This is a genomic window from Actinomadura sp. NPDC049753, assembly GCF_040674655.1.
Classification (GTDB): domain Bacteria; phylum Actinomycetota; class Actinomycetes; order Streptosporangiales; family Streptosporangiaceae; genus Spirillospora; species Spirillospora verrucosospora.
The window spans coordinates 14,489-34,199 of the sequence record NZ_JBFARL010000039.1 but is presented as its reverse complement, the minus strand read 5'-3'; the positions used below and the strand labels follow the sequence as shown (position 1 = coordinate 34,199).

The 19,711-nt window shown below is 72.8% G+C and carries 18 protein-coding genes; 8 read left to right on the top strand and 10 right to left on the bottom strand.

Annotated features, from left to right (window positions below; genetic code table 11):
* Nucleotides 1-8: 8 nt before the first annotated feature.
* The gene (lpdA, locus tag AB0K37_RS13520) at nt 9-1,412 is read left to right on the top strand and encodes a dihydrolipoyl dehydrogenase (protein ID WP_363979513.1); all 1,404 of its coding nucleotides are present in this window, start codon (nt 9-11) and stop codon (nt 1,410-1,412) included.
* 66 nt (nt 1,413-1,478) lie between these two features.
* Here the strand turns inward: lpdA and AB0K37_RS13515 are convergent, their stop codons facing one another.
* Both AB0K37_RS13515 and AB0K37_RS13510 read right to left on the bottom strand, forming a co-directional pair.
* The gene (locus AB0K37_RS13515; protein ID WP_363979510.1) at nt 1,479-2,087 is read right to left on the bottom strand and encodes a hemerythrin domain-containing protein; all 609 of its coding nucleotides are present in this window, start codon (nt 2,085-2,087) and stop codon (nt 1,479-1,481) included.
* A gap of 88 nt (nt 2,088-2,175) precedes the next feature.
* Nucleotides 2,176-3,414 (bottom strand): FAD-dependent oxidoreductase, encoded by a 1,239-nt coding sequence (locus tag AB0K37_RS13510; protein WP_363979508.1) that lies wholly within the window; start codon nt 3,412-3,414, stop codon nt 2,176-2,178.
* A 137-nt stretch (nt 3,415-3,551) separates the two neighbouring features.
* Here AB0K37_RS13510 and AB0K37_RS13505 point away from each other — a divergent pair, with 137 nt between their 5' ends.
* The gene (locus AB0K37_RS13505) at nt 3,552-5,084 is read left to right on the top strand and encodes a helix-turn-helix domain-containing protein (RefSeq protein ID WP_363979506.1); all 1,533 of its coding nucleotides are present in this window, start codon (nt 3,552-3,554) and stop codon (nt 5,082-5,084) included.
* Between the two features lie 70 nt (nt 5,085-5,154).
* Here the strand turns inward: AB0K37_RS13505 and AB0K37_RS13500 are convergent, their stop codons facing one another.
* The 3 genes from AB0K37_RS13500 to AB0K37_RS13490 form a co-directional block, all read right to left on the bottom strand.
* Nucleotides 5,155-5,814, bottom strand: a complete 660-nt coding sequence (locus AB0K37_RS13500; RefSeq protein WP_363979503.1) for a hypothetical protein — start codon at nt 5,812-5,814, stop codon at nt 5,155-5,157.
* Between the two features lie 175 nt (nt 5,815-5,989).
* Nucleotides 5,990-6,691 carry a hypothetical protein gene (locus AB0K37_RS13495; protein ID WP_363979500.1) on the bottom strand — a complete coding sequence of 234 codons (702 nt, stop codon included), beginning with the start codon at nt 6,689-6,691 and terminating at the stop codon, nt 5,990-5,992.
* 238 nt (nt 6,692-6,929) lie between these two features.
* Nucleotides 6,930-7,643 carry a hypothetical protein gene (locus tag AB0K37_RS13490; RefSeq protein WP_363979497.1) on the bottom strand — a complete coding sequence of 238 codons (714 nt, stop codon included), beginning with the start codon at nt 7,641-7,643 and terminating at the stop codon, nt 6,930-6,932.
* Between the two features lie 389 nt (nt 7,644-8,032).
* Between AB0K37_RS13490 and ddaH the strand changes: the two genes are divergently transcribed.
* Complete coding sequence (gene ddaH, locus AB0K37_RS13485) at nt 8,033-8,872, top strand: dimethylargininase (protein WP_363979494.1); 840 nt, start codon at nt 8,033-8,035, stop codon at nt 8,870-8,872.
* Nucleotides 8,873-8,914: 42 nt separating this feature from the next.
* Here the strand turns inward: ddaH and AB0K37_RS13480 are convergent, their stop codons facing one another.
* Nucleotides 8,915-10,189, bottom strand: coding sequence for an MFS transporter (locus AB0K37_RS13480; RefSeq protein WP_363979491.1), 1,275 nt, complete (start codon nt 10,187-10,189; stop codon nt 8,915-8,917).
* A 30-nt stretch (nt 10,190-10,219) separates the two neighbouring features.
* A complete protein-coding gene (locus tag AB0K37_RS13475) occupies nt 10,220-10,792 on the bottom strand; it encodes an XRE family transcriptional regulator (RefSeq protein WP_363979489.1) in 573 nt (190 codons plus the stop codon).
* 64 nt (nt 10,793-10,856) lie between these two features.
* Here AB0K37_RS13475 and AB0K37_RS13470 point away from each other — a divergent pair, with 64 nt between their 5' ends.
* Together AB0K37_RS13470 and AB0K37_RS13465 are read left to right on the top strand one after the other, a co-directional pair.
* Nucleotides 10,857-11,810: an NAD(P)/FAD-dependent oxidoreductase gene (locus AB0K37_RS13470; protein WP_363979486.1), complete on the top strand. Its 954-nt coding sequence runs from the start codon at nt 10,857-10,859 to the stop codon at nt 11,808-11,810.
* A 149-nt stretch (nt 11,811-11,959) separates the two neighbouring features.
* A complete protein-coding gene (locus AB0K37_RS13465; RefSeq protein ID WP_363979483.1) occupies nt 11,960-12,949 on the top strand; it encodes a hypothetical protein in 990 nt (329 codons plus the stop codon).
* Nucleotides 12,950-12,954: 5 nt separating this feature from the next.
* On the opposite strand, the gene AB0K37_RS13460 is transcribed toward AB0K37_RS13465, so the two are convergent.
* On the bottom strand, nt 12,955-14,403 hold the full coding sequence (locus AB0K37_RS13460; RefSeq protein WP_363979480.1) for a wax ester/triacylglycerol synthase family O-acyltransferase: 1,449 nt from the start codon (nt 14,401-14,403) through the stop codon (nt 12,955-12,957).
* 256 nt (nt 14,404-14,659) lie between these two features.
* Between AB0K37_RS13460 and AB0K37_RS13455 the strand changes: the two genes are divergently transcribed.
* Nucleotides 14,660-15,337, top strand: coding sequence for a uracil-DNA glycosylase (locus AB0K37_RS13455; protein WP_345182749.1), 678 nt, complete (start codon nt 14,660-14,662; stop codon nt 15,335-15,337).
* 32 nt (nt 15,338-15,369) lie between these two features.
* Here the strand turns inward: AB0K37_RS13455 and AB0K37_RS13450 are convergent, their stop codons facing one another.
* A complete protein-coding gene (locus AB0K37_RS13450; RefSeq protein WP_363979477.1) occupies nt 15,370-16,227 on the bottom strand; it encodes a hypothetical protein in 858 nt (285 codons plus the stop codon).
* A gap of 133 nt (nt 16,228-16,360) precedes the next feature.
* Here AB0K37_RS13450 and AB0K37_RS13445 point away from each other — a divergent pair, with 133 nt between their 5' ends.
* Entirely contained in the window at nt 16,361-17,146 is a 786-nt protein-coding gene (locus AB0K37_RS13445) for a lysophospholipid acyltransferase family protein (protein ID WP_363979474.1), read from the top strand.
* A gap of 102 nt (nt 17,147-17,248) precedes the next feature.
* Nucleotides 17,249-18,406 carry a DUF5925 domain-containing protein gene (locus AB0K37_RS13440; RefSeq protein WP_360350779.1) on the top strand — a complete coding sequence of 386 codons (1,158 nt, stop codon included), beginning with the start codon at nt 17,249-17,251 and terminating at the stop codon, nt 18,404-18,406.
* 29 nt (nt 18,407-18,435) lie between these two features.
* On the opposite strand, the gene AB0K37_RS13435 is transcribed toward AB0K37_RS13440, so the two are convergent.
* Complete coding sequence (locus AB0K37_RS13435) at nt 18,436-19,617, bottom strand: aminotransferase class I/II-fold pyridoxal phosphate-dependent enzyme (protein WP_363979471.1); 1,182 nt, start codon at nt 19,615-19,617, stop codon at nt 18,436-18,438.
* Between the last annotated feature and the right edge of the window lie 94 nt (nt 19,618-19,711).

Genomic DNA, 19,711 nt, shown 5'->3' with positions numbered 1-19,711 from the left:
CCTTGGATATGAGCGAACACTTTGACGTCGTGGTCCTGGGCTCGGGCCCGGGTGGATATGTCGCCGCGATCCGGGCGGCGCAGCTTGGGCTGAAGACGGCGATCATCGAGGAGAGGTACTGGGGCGGGGTGTGCCTCAACGTCGGCTGCATCCCCTCGAAGGCGCTGCTGCGCAACGCCGAGCTGGCGCACATCTTCACCCAGGAGCAGAAGACGTTCGGGATCAACGTCGAGGGCAGCGTGTCCTTCGACTACGGCGTCGCCTACGAGCGCAGCCGCCAGGTGTCGGACAAGCTCGTCAAGGGCGTCCAGTTCCTGATGAAGAAGAACAAGATCACGTCCTACAACGGGCGGGGCACGTTCACCGACCCGAACACCCTCGAGGTGGCGAAGCAGGACGGGTCGAGCGAGACGGTCACGTTCGACAACTGCATCATCGCGGCCGGCGCGCACACCAAGCTGCTGCCGGGCACGTCGCTGTCGGAGCGCGTGGTCACCTACGAGGAGCAGATCCTCAGCTCCGAGCTGCCGGACAGCATCATCATCGCGGGCGCCGGCGCGATCGGCGTCGAGTTCGCCTACGTGCTGCACAACTACGGGGTGAAGGTCACGATCGTCGAGTTCCTCGACCGGATGGTCCCGAACGAGGACGCCGACGTGTCGAAGGAGCTGGCCAAGCGCTACCGCAAGCTCGGCGTGGACGTCCTCACCTCGACCCGGGTGGACGCGATCGACGACTCGGGCGAGAAGGTCAAGGTCACCGTCACCGGCAAGGACGGCGCGCAGCAGGTGCTGGAGGCCGACAAGGTGCTCCAGGCGATCGGGTTCCAGCCGAACGTCGAGGGCTACGGGCTGGAGAAGACCGGCGTCGCGCTGACCGACCGCGGCGCGATCGACGTGGACGGCCGCTGCCGCACGTCCGTCCCGCACATCTACGCCATCGGCGACGTCACCGCGAAGCTGATGCTCGCGCACGCCGCCGAGGCCATGGGCATCGTCGCGGCCGAGACCATCGGCGGCGCCGAGACGATGGAGCTCGACTACGTGATGATCCCGCGCGCCACCTACTGCCAGCCGCAGGTCGCCTCGTTCGGCTGGACGGAGGCGCAGGCGAAGGAGCAGGGCTTCGAGGTCAAGACCGCCAAGTTCCCGTTCAGCGCCAACGGCAAGGCGCTCGGCCTCGGCGAGGGCGAGGGCTTCGTCAAGGTGATCAGCGACGCGAAGTACGGGGAGATCCTCGGCGCGCACATGATCGGCCCCGAGGTGACCGAGCTGCTGCCCGAGCTGACCCTGGCGCAGCAGTGGGACCTCACCGTCAACGAGGTCGCGCGCAACGTGCACGCCCACCCGTCCCTGGGCGAGGCGATGAAGGAGGCCGTGCACGGCCTGGCCGGGCACATGATCAACCTCTGATCCGCGGAACGGCACGAGGCCGCCGCCACGGTTCGCCCGTGGCGGCGGCCTCGCCGTTTCCGCCGGTCAGGCCGTCGGCCAGCGCTTCAGTTCCCGGTAGGCGGGCTGCCACTGCGTTGCGAACGCGGTGCGGGCGGGCTCCGGCAGGACGGACAGCGTGGCCGCGGCCGTCGCGTCGTCCACTCCGTCGAGGAGCCAGGGCAGCACGCGCGGCGCGTTCGGGCCGACGTGGCGGCCGTGGACCTGGCCGAAGTTCTGGAACTGCTCCGCCTTCAGGGTGGCGTCGATCAGCGGGATCGCCTCCTTCTCCTCGTGCGCGAGGTGCGCGGTGAGGGCGGTGGCGAGGGCGTCGACGAGCTCGCCGACGGGTTCGGCGCCGGTGTCGATGGCCTCGATGAGGGGGTCGACGGCGGCGTGCTCGGCCTCCATCGCGTCCAGCAGGGCCAGGTCGTCGGCGCGGCCGGCGAGGGTCTCCCGGACGACCGGCCAGAGCGCCTCGTCCTCGGCGGTGTGGTGGGCGTGCAGGGACAGCTTGAACAGCTCCCAGCCCGCCGCCGCGGCCAGAAGGCGGCGGGGGTCGTCGTCCTCACGCGCGGTCACCTTGGCGAGGTGCTCCAGCTCCCTCCTCAGCGCGTCGTGCATGACGTACATCAGGGTCCAGTCGTATTCGCTCATCGCTCCTCCTTCTTCACCGCGTTGACGGAGCGGCCGGAGAAAAGGTGACGGCGAATGGCGACGGCCCGGGGCGGAGAACCGCGGATCGTCAGCGGAGCGGGTCGAACGGGTCCAGCTCGCCCGGACGGCGCCCGGTGGCGATCATCTCCGCGAGGAGGCTCCCGGTGGCGGGGCCGAGCGTGATGCCCCACATGCCGTGGCCGCCCGCGGCGAAGACCCGCGGCGACCGGGTGGCGCCGATCAGCGGGAGGCCGTCGCGGGTGCAGGGACGCGACCCGACCCACTCGTCCTGCCGGGCGCCGAGGTCGGCGCCGCGCAGCAGCGGGCGGGCGGCCTCGACGATCGCCCGGATCCGGCGCGGGTCGAGCGGCGCCTCGGGACGGCGGAACTCCATCATCCCGGCGACGCGGAGCCGGTCGCCGAGCGGCGTGCAGGCGACCCGCTGCGCGGGGAAGTACACCGGCGCGTCGGGGACCCGCTCCATCGGCACGCTGAAGCTGTACCCGCGGCCCGCCTGGACGAGCGCGCCGACCCCGAACCGCCGGGCGAGGTCGCCGAGCCACACGCCGCTCGCCAGGACCACCGCGTCGAACGTCTCGAAGTCGCTGCCGCCCGTGCGGACCGCCACCCCGCCCGGCTCGTCGCGGACGTCCGTCACGTCCGCACCCGCGCGGATCTTGCCGCCGCGGTCGCGGACGGAGTCGGCGAGGGCGTGCACGAACACGCCCGGGTTGATGAACCGCTGGCCGCGCAGCAGGATCGCCGCGCCGATCTCGTCGGAGAGCGCGGGCTCCACCCCGCGCGCCTCGTCGCCGGTCAGGACCTCGTACTCCAGCTCCTGCCCGGCGGCGCGGATGTGCTCGATCTCCTCCAGCAGGACGCGCCGCTCCCGCTCCGTCCGGTACGCGGCGAGGAAGGACCCGGCCTCGCTCGTCTCGGCGCGGACGCCGCCGTCCAGCAGCGCGTCGAAGCTCGGCAGCGCCCGGCCGTTGATCGGCACCAGCGCCTCCATCGCGCGCCGCCACCGCGCGGCCGTGCTGTTGCGGGCGAAGCCCGCGAGGAACCGCAGCAGGCGCGGGTTCGCGCTCGGCGGGACGTAGACCGGCGACGACGGGCTGAGCACCGCGCGCACGCCGTAGGAGAGGACGGCCGGTTCGGGCAGCGGGGTCGCCAGCCCGGGGGTCAGCCACCCGGCGTTGCCCCAGGACGCTCCGGCCGCGACGTCCCGCCGGTCGAACACGGTGACGTCGTCGCCGTGCTCCTGCAGGAACCATGCCGTGGACAGACCGACCATCCCGGCCCCCACGACGGCGACTCGGCGCGCCATGGCCTCTCCTCTCCTCGTGAAACGTGTCACTTCGATGGTGATGCGTCCGCGAGCCGATACCCCTGTCGATTTCGGCCAATCAGGAGGCCCACCATGATGCGAAGCGCACAATGGAAGGAAGGAGGGAGGGAGATCGAATGATCAGCGTGACCGGCCTGGTCGACGCGCTGGGCCCGGGGCTGCTGCGCCTGGTCGCCCCCGGCCGGGACGCGCAGGTGCACGACGTCGTCCTGGCCGAGCCCGGCGAGGCCGCCGGGCAGCCGGGAGAGATCGTCCTCGGCGCCGGCGTGACGGACCCGGCCGACGCCGTCGCGCTGCTGGAACGCGCCGACGCGGCGGGGGCGAGCGGCGTGGTGTTCAAGTCGCCCCTCGCCGGGGCCGCCGAGGTGGCCGCCGCCGCGCGCCGCCTGGCGCCGGCCCTCGTCGAACTCCAGCGGGACGCGTCCTGGACCCACGTCATCTGGCTGGTCCGCGGCGTCGTCGACCGCGCCCACGCCCCGCTCCCCGGACCGTCCGGCCCGCAGGACGACCTGTTCGCCCTGGCCGACACGGCGGCGGAGATCGCCGACGCCCCGGTGACGCTGGAGGACGCGCGCTCCCGCGTCCTCGCCTACTCGGGCCGCCAGGACAGCACCGACCCGGCCCGCGTCTCCACGATCGTCGGCCGCCGCGTCCCCCCGCAGGTCATCGCCCACCTGCGGGCCTCGGGGGTGTTCCGCAAGCTGGCCCGGTCGAGCGACCCGGTCCTCGTCCCCGCGGGCCCGGACGGCATGCTGCCCCGCCTCGTCATCCCGGTCCGCGCCGGCGGCGAATGGCTCGGCTCGATCTGGGTCGTGGCGCGCACGGCGGTTCCCCCCGACCGCGTCCGGCGCCTGGCCGACCTGGCCTCCGTCCTGGCCCTGCACCTGCTCCGCCTCCGAGCCGAGGCCGGCGTCGCGCGCCGCGTCACGGCGGACGAGGTGCGCGCCGCGCTCCAGGACGGCTCCCGGCCCGTCCCGTCTCCCCCGCCCTGGCGCGTGGTCGCGCTCGGCGACCGGGCCGAGACCGACGACGTCCGCCGCCGCCTCGACCTCTGGGACGCGATCACCCGCCGCTACGGCTGGCGCCGCCCCCTCCTCACCGACCTCGCCGGCACGATCTTCGCGGTCCTGACCGAGCCGGGACGCGACAGCGTCGAATCCGGAACGACGCCCTGGCTGCGCCACGTCCTCACCCGCGTCCGCGCCCACGACCGCACCCTGTACGCGGCGGCGGGCGGCCTCGCCCACTCCCCCGCCGACCTCCCCCGCTCCCGCGCCGAAGCATCCGAACTCGCAGCCCTGGTCGGCTCCGGCGGTCTCGCCCCCGGAACCGTCCTCCTGGAGGACGCGTGGGACGAGGTGGTCGTCGAACGCGCCCGCAAGGCGGTCGGCGCCGACCTGCTGGGCGGCCCCCTCCCCGCCCTCCGCGCCCACGACGAGAAGCACGGAACGTCCTACCTCCCGACCCTCGCCGCGTGGCTGGACCACTACGGCGACACCAAAGGCACGGCCCAGGCCCTGGCCGTCCACCCCAACACCCTCCGCCACCGCCTACGCCGCATGACCGAGGTGACCCCACTCGACCTCACAAGCCCCCAGACCCGTCTGGCCCTCCGCCTCCAACTCGCCGCCCTCAAAGCCCAGCCGTAGCCGCGAGTCAGCACCATGTCCCCATCCACACCTCGCCAACCGCGTGGTCGGCCCCTGCGCCTGCCGTTCCTCAGCCGACCGCGCGTTCCGCGTAGGGGCGCAAGGCCTTGCGCAGCTTGGCCGCGTCCGGTGCCTGCCCGATGAAGGCCCGGTCGTCGACCTTGACGCTCCCTGGGCACGCCGCGTCGCCGGGCACCGCGAAGCGGCCCAGCGGCCTGGCGGTCTTCGCCTCGTAGATCTCGAAGACGTAGGAGGCCTTCAGGAGCGAGATCTTGGTCGCGTTCCGCGTTCTCGTGGGCCCCGACAGCTGCCAGTCCAACCGCGCAACGGATTCGGGGACGTATTCGCAGACCCGGGTCTCTTGTGCCGTGTCCTGGTAACCACAGGCGACGAGCTGGACCTTGGGCTTCGCGTCGGCATCACTTCCCCCGTCGTCCGCCGTCCAGCGGGAGGGGAGCTCGTCGGCGTCCTCGCCGGTGTTGGCGTTCACGTACAGCAGCCTCACCGCGTGCGGGCCGTTGCCCCGGTAAGGTTCGGCGATCTCTTCGAAGTACGTGTCGCCCCGCGCCCTGCCGATCGGTTCAGGCGGGCAGAACAGGTCCACGGTGTTCGGGGAGGGCGGCTCCGGGGGAGGCGGATCGGCCAGCATGCCGAATGCCCCGATACCACCGAAGATCACGACGATGCCGATGCCGAACGTCCACCATGCGATCCGATCCGACCTTCGCATGCCCACGATTCTGGACGATCGGCGCACACGCCTCTACCTCCGCACGGCCGCCGAGCGCGCCTGACCGGCGGGGCGTCCGCGATGAGGCGCGGCCGGCGGCAGAGCCCTCGCCGGCCGCGCCCTCAGCGCGCCAGATGCTCCCTCAGTCCTCGATGTCCCGGTGCAGGTCGCCCGGTCAGTTGGTCTTCTGCGGGATGAGCTGAAGGCGAACGCTGCCGTCGTACGCGACGACGAACGTTGAGATCCGGGCCGTGCGAGCGTCGGGTTTCCAGGTCAACGGGACGAGGAAGAGGCGCCCGCCCGAGGCTAGAAGAAGTCGCAGGTGCTGATAGCGGTGGCGGTAGGTGACCGATTTGCCGAAATCGGTGTGCAGCGTTTCGGGCGGAGCGTCGCTCAGCGGCTCCTTGGCGTAGAGGACGACCTCGGGAAGCCTGGCGAAGTCGCGGGCGTCGTCGTAGGCGCGGGCGACACCGACCTCGCCTGCAAGGCTGTTGGCCGCCCAGAACAGGCCCATCGCTACCACCGCACACGCCACGTACCGTCCGCCGCGCTCCACTTCGGTCAGAGCCGGACGTTCTCGCCAACCGCCGTCCCCGGCTTGGCGGAACAGCCAGAACGCGTAGACCAGCGAAGGTACGCCGGCCGTCAGGCAGAGCGGCGTCACGCCGGGTGTCTCGTTCGCGGCGACCTTCGTCGACAGGACTCCGACCAACGCCCTGCCGGTCAGCGCGAGCCCGGCCAGCGCCATGGCCAGCGCGATCCGCCGGGCGGCGCGCACCCGGTCCGGGAGCACCATGCCGCGCACGACCGCATGTCCGCCGAGAGTCGCGAGCACGATCAGGAGGAGCAGCACTGCCGCCGGGTAGGCCACCTCCACGCCATAGAGCAGGAGTGTCTGGTTCCCGAGGTCGGTGAGTTGCAGATCAACGCCGAAGTAGCGGAACCGCTGGAGCGTCGCGACATAGCCGTACCAGATCAGGACGGCCGCGACGAGCGACGTCGGCGGGCCGAAGGTGCCCAGTGCGGAGAGTCGCTGCGTCCAGTCCGGCGCCGGTCCGGGATCGGGTTCCGAGGGGAGAGGCCTGCGCGCCCTCGCCAGCCGTTCGGATCGGCTCCTAGCATTGGCCGAGATCGCTCTGGCCTCCGTTCGGCGCCTCGGGCAAGGGCGCCCACTTGGTGCAGGCGTGCAGCGTCGGCGTGGTCCGCCAGGTCGCGCGCACCGGACGGTCGGCGGTCGCCCCGAGACCACCGCACGGCCCGGAGGAGTCCGTGCACAGCTTCGAGAGCCGCCACGTGACCAGCACCGTATAGCGGGCGGGCCTTGGAACCTCTGGCTGGTCGGTGTACGCAGGTGTGATCGCGCACGGGTCCGCGGGCCCGATCACCGTGTCCGGTGCACAGGGCTTGCGCGCCTGGATGCCCACGCCGGCGGCGCCCGTGCAGCTCGGAGCCGTCTCGTAGGTGACGGTCCCGAACCTGGACCGCGCCAGAACCTCGTCGGGCATGCCGCTGGCGGTGATCGGCACAGGCCGGCCCGACTGCGCGGCCGTGAAGCCCTCGATCCGCACCGGATAAGGGCTCCAGACCATCAGGCACAGCGCGTTCGGTGTCCGGTTCTCCAGGGACGCTCCACTGCCGGTGTTCACACGCGGCGTCGTCCAGGCGCGCGGCGACGGACCCACCGACGGCGGCCCGGATGTGCCGCCGGTCGGCTGACCGGTCGCCGCCCCGGTCGCCGGAGGGGCGAGCGTCGCTGGGTCGACCACTGGCCCTTTGTGCGGTGAGCCGCCGCACGCCGTCAGCGCGATCAGGCCGACCGCCAGCGACACCACAGCGAGGGGACCCGAGCCCATTTCCGCATTATCTAATAGTTCCTCCTGCCGGAGGGGCCTTCGCGCAGGCCGGACGCGGCCACCGCGCCATGCGCGCGTGAAGGGCATCGGGGGACGGCCATCGTCGCGGCGTCCCCCGATCGCCGGGGCCGGCATCCGGGGCCGGGCGGCGGCAGAACGGTGTGGTGAGTGCAGGTCCTGGGGGGCGGGGATCGGTGGTCCGAGACCGGCGCGAGGCTGCGGACGCACGCAACGAATAGCGCGAACGGGACGGAAACACGCAACGAACTGCCAGGTCAGAGCAACATCGGCGCATTGGATTGCGCCTGTCCGGTTCTTAGGCTTTCGCTGAGTCGTTTCCCCTTCGGATGTCCCTGGAGACACCTATGACCGTCATGCCGGCGATGGAGCCGACCGCCGTCCGGACCGCGCTGCGGCGGCACTACCTGATGTGCCGTCCGGACCACTTCGCCGTCACGTACGCGATCAACCCGTGGATGGACCCGGCGGCCGGGGCCGAGGCGGCGAAGGCCGTGGCGCAGTGGGAGGCGTTGCGGGCGGCGTACCTCGCGCTCGGGCACGAGGTGAGCCTCATCGACCCGATCGAGGGGCTGCCCGACATGGTGTTCGCGGCCAACGGGGCGCTGGTGGTCGGCGGGCGGGTGTACGGCGCGAAGTTCACGCACCCGGAGCGGTACGCGGAGGGCCCCGCGTACGCGAAGTGGATGCTGGAGAACGGCTTCTCCGAGCTGCTGGAGCCGCAGCACACGAACGAAGGCGAGGGCGACTTCCTCACGCTCGACCACGTCATCCTCGCCGGGACGGGGTTCCGCACGGAGATCGCGGCGCACCAGGAGGCGCAGGAGTTCCTCCGCCGCCCGGTGGTGACGCTCCGGCTCGTCGACCCGCGCTTCTACCACCTGGACACGGCGCTGTTCCCCCTCGGCGGCGACAACGTCGCGTACTTCCCCGGCGCGTTCTCCCCCGGCAGCCGGGCGGTGCTCAGGCGGCTGTTCCCGGACGCGGTCCTCGCGAGCGAGGCGGACGCGGCGGTGCTCGGGCTCAACGCCGTGTGCGACGGGCGCAACGTCGTCATCAACGCCGAGGCGGTCGGGCTGATCGAAACGCTGCGGGAGCACGGGTACGAGCCGCTGCCGGTCGACCTGTCGGAGCTGCGCAAGGCGGGCGGCGGGCCGAAGTGCTGCACACTGGAACTGCGTTCCTGACCGGCAGGGGACTGCGTTCCTGACCGGCGGGGAACCGCGTTCCTAGTCGGCCAGGGCGAGGCGGCGGCGGGCGAGGGTGCGGGTGCGCAGGACGCCCGTCACCCCGATCGCCCAGATGCCGATCTGGACGGTCCAGGCCGCCCGGAACGCTCCAGGCGTGAACTCGCCTCCGGGTGACAGGGCGTCCAGGACGAACCCGATCAGCAGGATCGTGACGAGGGAGGCGACGAAGCCGCCGACGTTGACGATGCCGGTCGCGGTGCCCTGCCGTCCCGGCGGGTTGAACGTCCGGGCGTAGTCGAAGCCGATCATCGAGCCGGGGCCGCCGGGCGCGACGCACAGCACGAGCAGGACCAGCAGCCAGGGCGGCGCGGGCGGCGGCACGGCGAGGACGGCCGCCCACGCCGCCGCGTTGAGCGCGACGATGCCGAGGACGAGCCAGGACCGGCGCAGCGGGTAGCGGGCGACGAGCCGTCCGATGAACGGTCCGGACACGACGTTGACCAGCACGAACAGGGTCAGCAGGGTGGAGGCGGTCGCGGGGCGCAGGCCCTGCCCGGACACCAGGTACGGGTAGCCCCACATCAGCGCGAAGGTGTTGGACGAGAACTGCGTGACGAAGTGCGACCAGAGGCCGAGGCGCGTGCCGGGGTGGCGGAACGCCTCGGCCAGGTTGGCGCCCGTCTCGCGCAGGGACGGGACGTCCGCGCGCCCGGGGCCGTTGCGCAGCACGGCGACGGCGAGCACCGCCATGAGGGCGCCGAGGGCGGCGGCGGAGCCGAACGCGGTGCCCCAGCCGGGGCCGTGCAGGAGGGCGACCAGGGGGATGGCGCTGAGCACCTGGCCGAGCTGGCCGAGCTGCCCGGTGAGCTGGGTCACGACGGGGACGTAGCGTCCGGGGAACCAGGTCGCGACGATGCCGAGGACGCTGATGAACGTCATGGCGTCGCCGGCGCCGACCATCACGCGGGCGGCGACGGCGGTCCCGACGCCGGTGGAGACGGCCATGAGCGCCTGGCCGCCGGCCATGAGCAGCGCGCCGCCGGCGACCATCCAGCGCGGGCCGACGCGGTCGAGCAGGAGCCCGACGGGGATCTGCAGGCCCGCGTACACGAGCAGTTGCAGGACGGTGAAGGACGCGAGGATCCCGGCGGACGCGTCGAACCGGTGCACGGCGTCCAGGCCGACGACGCCGAAGGACGTCCGGTGCAGTACCGCCACGGCGTAGGCGAGGACGCCGACGCTCCACAGCACCCACGCCGTGCGGGCGGGCTTCTTCCGGGCAGGGGCTTTCTGGGGAGTTTGGGCGGTCTGCACGTTTACCCAATTTATGTCACGCTTGCCGTCTCATGACCGGCGGGGCTTCGCGCGCAGGTGCATCCGCTCCCCCTGCGGCCCGAAAAGGCTGAGCACCTCGACCGGCCCGCCGTCGCCGCCGAACCAGTGCGGCAGCCGGGTGTCGAACTCGGCCGCCTCCCCCGGCTCCAGCACCATCTCGCGGCCGGCGAGGTGCAGGCGGAGCCGTCCGTTCAGCACGTACAGCCACTCGTAGCCCCCGTGGGTCCGGGGCTCGGGCGGCGGGATCCGCTCGGGCACGACCATCTTGAACGCCTGGACGCCGCCGGGACGCCTGGTGAGGGGGAGCACGACCATGTCGTGCATCCGCAGCGGCCTCGGCCTGATCCGCGGGTCCCCGACGGCCGGGGCGCCGACCAGCTCGTCCAGCGGGACCTGGTGGGCCTGGGCGAGCGGGAGCAGCAGCTCAAGGCTCGGCCGCCGCTTGCCCGACTCCAGCCGCGACAGCGTGCTGACCGAGACGCCGGTGGCCTCCGCGAGCGCGGCCAGCGTGACGTTCCGCTCCTGCCGCAGTCTCCTCAGCCGCGGCCCGACCCCGGCCAGGACCTCCTCGGTCGTCTCCATGCCCTCATTGCAGGATCGGCAACGAAGTTTGTCAAATCCGGAAGGCGTCGCGCACCCTCGGGGCATGACCGAACGAGACGTACTGATCATCGGTGGCGGGCCGGCCGGGCTGAGCGGCGCCCTCACCCTCGCCCGCGCCCGCCGCTCCGTCACCGTCGTCGACGCGGGCGAGCCGCGCAACGCCGGAGTCGACCACATGCACGGGTTCCTCACCCGGGACGGGATGCCGCCCGCCCGCCTGCTGGAGACCGGCCGCACCGAGGTGCGCGGCTACGGCGGCGAGATCGTCCAGGGGACGGCCGCCCGCGCCGAGAAGGGCGCCGAGGAGGGCTTCGTCCTCACCCTCGGCGACGGCACCCGGTTGCGGGGCCGCCGCCTGCTGGTCACCACCGGCGTGACCGACGTCCTGCCGGACGTCCCCGGCCTGCGGGAGCGGTGGGGCCGCGAGGCGCAGATGTGCCCCTACTGCCACGGCTGGGAGGTCCGCGACCAGAGGATCGCCGTGCTGGGGACGTCCCCGAACTCCGTCCACCAGGCGCTGCTGCTGCGCCAGTGGTCGCCGGACGTGACGTTCGTCCCGGTCGTTCACGATGACGGCGCGCCCCCGGCGGGCGAGGACGCGGCGCGGCTGGCCGCGCGCGGCATCCCCGTCGCGCCGAGCGGGGTGCGGCGCGTCGTCGTCGAGGACGACCGGCTCACCGGCCTGGAACTGGCCGACGGATCGGTGCTCGGCTGCGACGCCGTGTTCCTCGCGCCGACGTGGGTCCCCAAGGCCGGGCCGCTGACCGACCTCGGCTGCGAGACCGGCGAGGACGGCTTCGTGAAGACCGACCCGACCGGGCGGACCAGCGTGCCCGGCGTGTGGGCGGCCGGCAACGTCGTCGTCCCGGCCGGCCAGGTCGTCATGGCGGCGGCGGCCGGGGCGATGGCGGGCGCGATGATCAACGCCGACCTGGTCGAGGAGGAGGTCGCGCGGGGGCTCGGTGTCTCAAAGTCCCGGCCCACTTCGCTCGCCTAGCGGCTCGCTACGTGACCGTGCCCGGGCGGACGCGGCATCGCTTCGCGATCCGCCCGGCTCCGCTCGCCTCCGGCTTCGCTCCACCGGCCAGGTCACGCGTTCGCGCTCATGGCCGAGGCCACCTCGAAACCCGTCCTAGGCTCGGGGGTGTGGCGGACGAGGAGGAGTGGCGGCGTGCGCGGGCGGAGCTGAACGCGTGCCGCGGACGGCTGGGTGAGATCGCGGACGGGCTGTACCCGGACGTGCCGCGCGTCGCGGGAACCCCCCTGCTCTGCCGGGACGCCTGGATCCCCGGGGCGCCGATCCCGCTGGAGGAGATCCGGCTGGAGTGGGACGCCCGTCCCGTCCCGGCCGCGATCGCCGACCCGGCCGACGGGCTCCCGGAAGGGTGCCGGACGTACGCGGACGCCGTCGCCGCCCTCGCCCCTCCGAAGGTGTTCGAGGACCGTCCGAGCTACCGGCTGGTCGCTGCCGACCCGCCGGTGCTCCGGCTCGGCCCCGCCCGCTACTTCGACGGCGTCAACGTGGGCGAGTCGGTCGCCCACGAACTCGCGGCCGGGGTGGACGGGCTGCCGCTGCGCGTCCGCGTCGGCGACCCGTGCGACCTGTCACGCAGGGCCGCGCTGCCCGCCGTCACCACGGTCACCGTGACGACGTCCGGACGGTACGTCCTGCACCGGCGGGACGCTTCGAAGGTGGCGCACGCCGGCGGGCTCTACCAGGTGATGCCGGTCGGGGTGTTCCAGCCGCTCGGCGACGAGCCGCCTGATCTGTGGCGGTGCATGGTCCGCGAGTACGCCGAGGAGTTTCTCGGCGCCGACGAGGACTACGGCGACGACTTCGTCCAGGAGGACTGGCCTTTTCACCAGGCGATGACCGCCGCGCGCGACGAGGGACGCCTCCGGGCGCGTTTCCTGGGGCTCGGAGTGGACCCGTTGACGCTCGCGCTCGACCTGCTGACCGTCGTCGCCGTCGACGACGCGCTGTTCGGCGAGCTCTTCGGCGGCCTCGTCGCGGTCAACGACGAGGGCGAGGTGTCGATGGCGCCGTTCGACGGTGCCGTCCCCCGGCCGATGCAGCCGGCGGGGGCCGCCGCGCTGGGCCTGGCGCGGCGGCACCGGGCGGCCCTCGGGCTGTAGCGGCCTCACGCGCGGCACAGCGAGCGCAGCTCGTCCAGCGCGTCCACCAGATGGTCGATGATCTCCGAGGGGTCGGGGATGAGCTCGCGGCAGGCGACGATGCCGACGTCCACCTTCCCGTCGTAGGAGAACACGGTGATGTTCAGGCCGCCGCTGACGTCGGTGATGACCGAGATCGGGTAGTAGGCGAGCACCTTCGCCCCGCACAGGTACAGCGGGAACTGCGGGCCGGGCACGTTGGAGATGACCAGGTTCACCGCGCGCAGCGACACCGCCGGCGCGGCCCGCAGCGCGAGCCGCGTGACCGCCGCGGCGAAGGGCGCCGGGAGCAGCCCGCTCATCTCCCGCACCCAGCCGCCCGACGATCCGGTGAACCGCCGCTTGGCCAGGTCCATGTCGCGCTGGACGGCGGAGTACCGGTCGGCGGGGTCGGGCAGGTGCGTGGCGAGCGGCGTGGTCATGATCGAGACCTGGTTGCCCGGTTCCGCGGCGGCGCCCGCGCCGCGCCGCAGCGACACCGGGACGGCCGCGACCAGCGGGCGCTCGGGCAGCTCGCCGCGCTTGTCGAGCCACTGCCGCAGCGCCGTCGCGCACAGCGCCATGACCACGTCGTTGACGCTGCCGCCGAGGGCCCGCCGGATCTCCTTGATGTCGGCGAGCGGCAGCTCCCCGCAGGCGACCGCCCGGCGCCGCCCGATCGGATGGTTGAACGGCGTCGGCGGCGCGCTGACCCGCGGCGCCCTCGGCAGCTCCGGGCGGCCCAGCGCGCCCTGCATCCACGACGACATGAGACCGACGCCCGGGATGGACGCCAGGCCCGGGACCTCGTCCAGGTACGGGGCCGCGCGCACCGCCGACACCGCCGACCGCACCGGGTGCAGCGCCGTCCGCAGCAGCCCCGTGCCGAGCATGCTCGCGGTGCCGGGCGCGCGGGCCGGGACGGTCTCGTCGGCCGGGAGCTCGCGGGGCTCGGGCGTCAGGTCGAGCAGCGCGGCGAGCGTCTCGGCGGCCATCACGCCGTCGACGGCCGCGTGGTGCACCTTCACGTAGACGGCCGTCCGGCCGCCGGCGAGGCCCTGGATGAGGACCATCTCCCACAGCGGTCGGGACCGGTCGAGCGGCCGCTCGTGGAGCATCGCGACCAGGTTGGCGAGCTGCCGGTCGCTGCCGGGCTCCGGCAGCCCGAACTCGGAGATGTGCCGCTCGGGCTCGAAGTCGGGGTCGTCCTCCCAGTACGGGTGGTCCAGGCCGAACGGCACCTGGACGAGCCGCTGCCGCAGCGGCCGGGCCGCGAGGTGCGCGCGGGAGCGGATCAGCTCGGCGACGTGCGGGACGGTCAGCCGGCCGCCGGGGCACGTCCCGGGGTCGACGATCCCGAGCCCGGCGATGTGGGCATGGGTCGTCGCGTTCTCGGCATGGAGGAAGGTGGCGTCCACGGTGGTCAGCTGGGTCATGCTCTCTCGTCCGTCCGCTCGTCCTGCGCCGGCTTACTCTCTAGGAGTTATGCGCTGGAAGTCAGCAGGTCAATGAAGGCCGCCAGGAAGTAACAGCGACTTAACGGGACGTTTCACCCAGTTCATCGACCACTTTTCGCGGCGCTGGACAACATTTGCCCGTGCCCCGACCTGATGTGGTCAGAAAACTTCACAACATCGATCAAGCGGGCAATCGTTCACCGGCGCCAAGATCATCCCAGTAGGCTCCTACCCCATGACGGCACGACCACTCTCGGAGATCGTCGAGGCGGGATGGGCGGCCGCGCTGGCCCCCGTCGCCGGGACGATCGCCGCCGCGGGCGACTGGCTGCGCGCCGAGGTCGCCGCCGGGCGCCGCTACCTGCCCGCCGGGAACCATATCCTCCGCGCCTTCACCCAGCCGTTCGACGACGTGCGCGTCCTCATCATGGGGCAGGACCCCTACCCGACGCCCGGCCACCCGGTCGGCCTCAGCTTCTCGGTCGCCCCGGACGTCCGGCCGCTGCCCGGCAGCCTCGTCAACATCTTCCGCGAGTACGGCGACGACCTCGGCCACCCGCAGCCGTCCAACGGCGACCTCACCCCCTGGACGCGGCAGGGCGTCTGCCTGCTCAACAGGTCGCTGACCGTCATGCCGGGCAAACCGGGCTCGCACCGCAACAAGGGCTGGGAGGAGGTCACCGAGCAGGCCATCCGCGCCCTCGCCGCCCGGGACCGCCCCCTCGTCGCCATCCTGTGGGGCCGCGACGCCCGCAACCTCAAGCCGCTGCTCGGCCGCGTCCCCTGCGTCGAGTCGGCCCACCCGAGCCCCATGTCGGCCGACCGCGGCTTCTTCGGCTCCCGCCCCTTCTCCCGCGCCAACCAGTTGCTGGAACAGCAGGGCGCCGCCCCGGTCGACTGGAAGCTGCCGTAACTCCCAGGGGTCGCCCCCCTGGGACGGCACGGCTACTCCTTGGGGAGTTTGCGGAGGAAGAGGGCGAACTCGCCGGCGCCCTCGGTCGCCGCGTCCGGGGAGAGGGGGGTGAGGCGGCGCTCGCCGTGGCTCCAGTAGACGCCGGGGGCGCAGGGGTCGTCGGCGTTGGCGTGCATCTCCCGGACGACGTCGGCGAAGACGGGCAGGACCTCGCGGACGGCCGTGGAGGTGATCGGGTACAGCAGCAGCGTGCTGTGGCAGGGGACCCCGACCAGGGCGCCGTGCTCGTTCGGCCACGGGACGAACTGGTGGACCTCGCTGAGCAGCGCCGACACGTAGCGGCTGCCCGGCTTGCCGACGACGCGGACGTTGCGGCCCGGCAGGAGCGGCTGGTCGTGCACGGACACGTCGGCCAGCTCGCGGTCGTGGGTGTTCGTCATCACGTAGCCGAGCTTGTGCAGGCCGAGCAGGCCCGCGCGGGCCTTGGTGAGGGGACCGCCGTAGCGGGGGTGCTCGATCATCACCATGGCGTCGAAGTGGTCGCCGGCGGGGACGACGACGAGGCCCTCGCGGTCGCGGGGATCGAGCTTCGGCACGATGCGCAGGCGCAGCAGCTCCCGGACGTCGCCGAACAGCTCCATCTCACCGACGGCGAGGAACGCGCGGTCGCCGACCTCGCGGACCCACTCGTCCACCACCTTCGGCCACGCCGAGCGGGGCTCGCGGGCGCAGCGCTCCAGCACCGTCCAGCTGGAGGCGCGCGCCTCCGACCGGCCCACGGGCAGCACCACCTCGGAGGTGCCGTGATCGAACCAGGCGCTGGGCGCCAGGGCGGGCAGCACGTCGCGGATGAGCGCGTGCACGTCCGCCGCCGCGTCCAACGGTTCCATGGGGCTCATCCTCCCTCAGCCTTCGGCGGATCAGTTGCACACCCACCTTCTCAGAGTTGGGCCCGGTTGTGCGATGCATCGCGATCCCCGCCTCGCACTCGCTGATCAGGAGTTGCTCAAGTACGGTGCCTACATGCGCGAACTCGTGTACCCACCGGTGATCAAGACGGCTCTCGGCGTGTTCAAGGCCCTGAACATCAGAATCCGTCTGGAGGGGACCGACCAGATCCCCAGCACCGGCGGCGCGGTGCTCGTCAGCAACCACGTCAGCTACCTCGACTTCATCTTCGCGGGCCTCGCCGCGCACCCGGCCGGCCGGCTGGTGCGGTTCATGGCGAAGAAGGAGATCTTCGACCACCGGATCGGCGGCCCGCTGATGCGCGGCATGCACCACATCCCGGTGGACCGCAACGCGGGCGCCTCCTCCTACGCGGCGGCGCTCAAAGCGCTGCGGGGCGGGGAGATCGTCGGGGTGTTCGCCGAGGCGACGATCAGCCGCTCGTTCACGGTGAAGGAGATCAAGAGCGGCGCGGTGCGGATGGCGGTGGCGTCCAAGACCCCGCTCATCCCGGTCGCGATCTGGGGCCCGCAGCGGATGTGGACCAAGGGCCGCAAGCGCCGGCTGTTCCAGCGCAACGTGCCGGTGACGATCATCGTCGGCGAGCCCATGCACCCCAAGCGCGGCGACGACTACGAGCAGGTCACCCGGGATCTGCACGCACGGATGGCGGAGCTGCTGGAGAAGGCGCAGCGCGAGTACCCCGACGTCCCGCGCTCGGACGAGACGTGGTGGCAGCCCGCCTACCTCGGCGGCACGGCGCCGACGCCGGAGGAGGCCGAGAAGCTCGACCTGGAGGAGGCCGAGGCGCGCAAGGCCGCCCACGCGGAGCGCGAGGCCGGGGAGGCCGGCGGCTCCTGACCCGCCCCTGGGGCCCCTGACGAGCGGGCCCCGACCGCGCCGCGCGGCGCGTCCGGCTAATTCGGTGGACGCGGCGCGCCGCGGGGCGTGATCATCGGTGTCATGACCATGTCGCAGGAGAAGCCGCAGGAGGTCCTGCATCTGATCGAGCCCCGGGAAGGCGCCGAAGCGCCGGAGCCCGCGCTGCCCGTGGTCTTCAACCTGTCCGACAACAACTCCCCCGCCGACGTGATGGACGTGCTGTCGCTGCGCCCCTTCGCGTCCGGGGAGCAGCCCTGGTCGCGGTCGACGCGGCTGGAGAACGTCCGGACGGAGGCGCCGCTGCGCCCGGACGGCGCCAGGCTCGTGCGCGTCGCGCACGAGAAGGGCAAGGAGTCGGTGCTGGCCGAGGGCGACGGCTGGACGCTGCTGAGCAACCGGTGGAAGAGCGGCATCGCCTACGTCGCGGTGTCCGCGGTGACCGACGAGCTCGCCGAGACCGTGCTCGCGGCGTCGGTGAAGGACGCGACCGAGCCGCCGAAGGTGGACGAGACCAGCGTCGAGATGGGCTTCTGGCACATGGGGGCGCACGGCCCCGTCCGCAGCGAGCGCGCCATCACCGCCGACTCGTGGGACGACATCCGGCGCAACTACACCGCGCCGGTCGCCGACGCGCTCGACGCGGTGATGAAGCTCACCCGCGAGGAGGTCTCCGGGCGGCTGCTGCTCCTGCACGGTCCGCCCGGCACCGGCAAGACCACCGCGCTGCGCGCCCTCGCCCGCTCCTGGAACGACTGGTGCCAGTCCGACTGCGTCCTCGACCCCGAGGCGCTGTTCGGCACGCCCAGCTACCTGATGGAGGTCGCGGTCGGCGACGACGAGGACGAGAACCGCCGCTGGCGGCTGCTCATCCTGGAGGACTGCGACGAGCTGATCCGCGGCGAGGCCAAGCAGTCGACGGGCCAGGGCCTGTCGCGGCTGCTGAACCTCACCGACGGGATGCTCGGCCAGGGCCGGGACGTGCTGGTGGCAATCACCACCAACGAGGACCTCGCCATGCTGCACCCGGCGGTGGTCCGTCCCGGCCGCTGCCTCGCCCAGATCGAGGTGGGCCGCCTCACCCGCGCGGAGTCGCTCGCCTGGCTGGACGGCACGGACGTGCCCGGCGCGGAGATCGGCGCCGACGGCGCGACGCTCGCCGAGCTGGCCGCGCTGCGCAAGGGCGAGAAGCGTCCCGAGGGTCAGGACGCTCCCGCCACCGCGACCGGCTTCTACCTCTAGGGCGTCTTCTTTCCAGGGCGCCTTCTGTACTAGGCGGCCTTCCGCAGGGCCTGCTCGATGTCGGCCCAGAGGTCGTCGGGGTGTTCGAGGCCGACCGCGAGGCGCACCGTTCCCTCGCCGATGCCGGCGGCGGCGAGGGCCGCGGCGTCCAGCTGCCGGTGGGACGTGCTGGCCGGGTGCATGACCAGGGTGGCGATGTCGCCGAGCGACGGGCCGAGCGAGACCAGCTCGACGGCCTCGGAGAACGTCCGGCCCGCGTCCCGGCCTCCGGCCAGCTCGAACGCGAGGACGCCGCCGGCGCCGTCCGGCAGCAGCCGCCGGGCGATCTCGTGCTGCGGGTGGTCCTCCAGCCCCGGGTAGTGGACGCGGGCGACCGACGGGTGGCCGGCCAGGCGGCGGGCGATGTCGAGGGCGGACTCGCTCTGCCTGGCCACGCGCAGCGGCATCGTGGCGAGGCCCCGGACGGTCAGCCAGGCGGCGAACGGGTCGGGGGTGGAGCCCAGCTCGACGGCGTGCTCCCAGACCCGCCGGTGGACGGCCGGGTCGGCGAAGACGGCGGCGCCGCCGATCGTGTCGCCGTGGCCGCCGAGGTACTTCGTCGTGGAGTGGACGACGATGTCGGCCCCGTGCTCGATGGGCCTGCACAGGAGCGGGACGAAGGTGTTGTCGACGACGGTCAGCACGCCCGTCCCGCGGACGGCCTCGGTGAGCGCGGGCAGGTCCGTCACGTGGGTGGTGGGGTTGGCGACCGTCTCCAGGTAGAGGATCTTCGTCGTGTCGCGGAGCGCGTCCCGCACCTCGGCCGGGTCGTCGCCGGAGACGAACGTGACCTCCACGCCCCATCGGGCGGCGAGGTCCTGGAGCAGCGCGTGGGTTCCGCCGTAGAGGGCTGCCTGCGCGATGACGTGGTCGCCGCTGCGGAGCAGTCCCGTCAGCACCGCGTTGACCGCGCCCATGCCCGACCCGGTGGCGAGCGTGCCGGAGCCGCCTTCGAGTTCGGTGAGCGCCTGCTCCAGAGCACGGACGGTCGGGTTGGCCATCCGGGCGTAGAAGAACGCCTCGTCGGGGCCCTGGAACGCGGCGGCCAGCGCGTCGGAGGCGTCGAAGGAGAACAGGTGGCCCTGGTAGATGGGGACGCCGAGCGGGCGGCTGCCCTCGGGCACGATCACGGGCGGGTGCACGGCTCGGGTCTGCGGGTGATGTGCGGTCATGCTCCCAGCGTGCGGCGGGATCGGCGCGGCGGAAACGGCCAATCGCGACCAGTGGCCCGGTGCGCCCCCTTGCTCATGCTCGTGCTCGCACCGC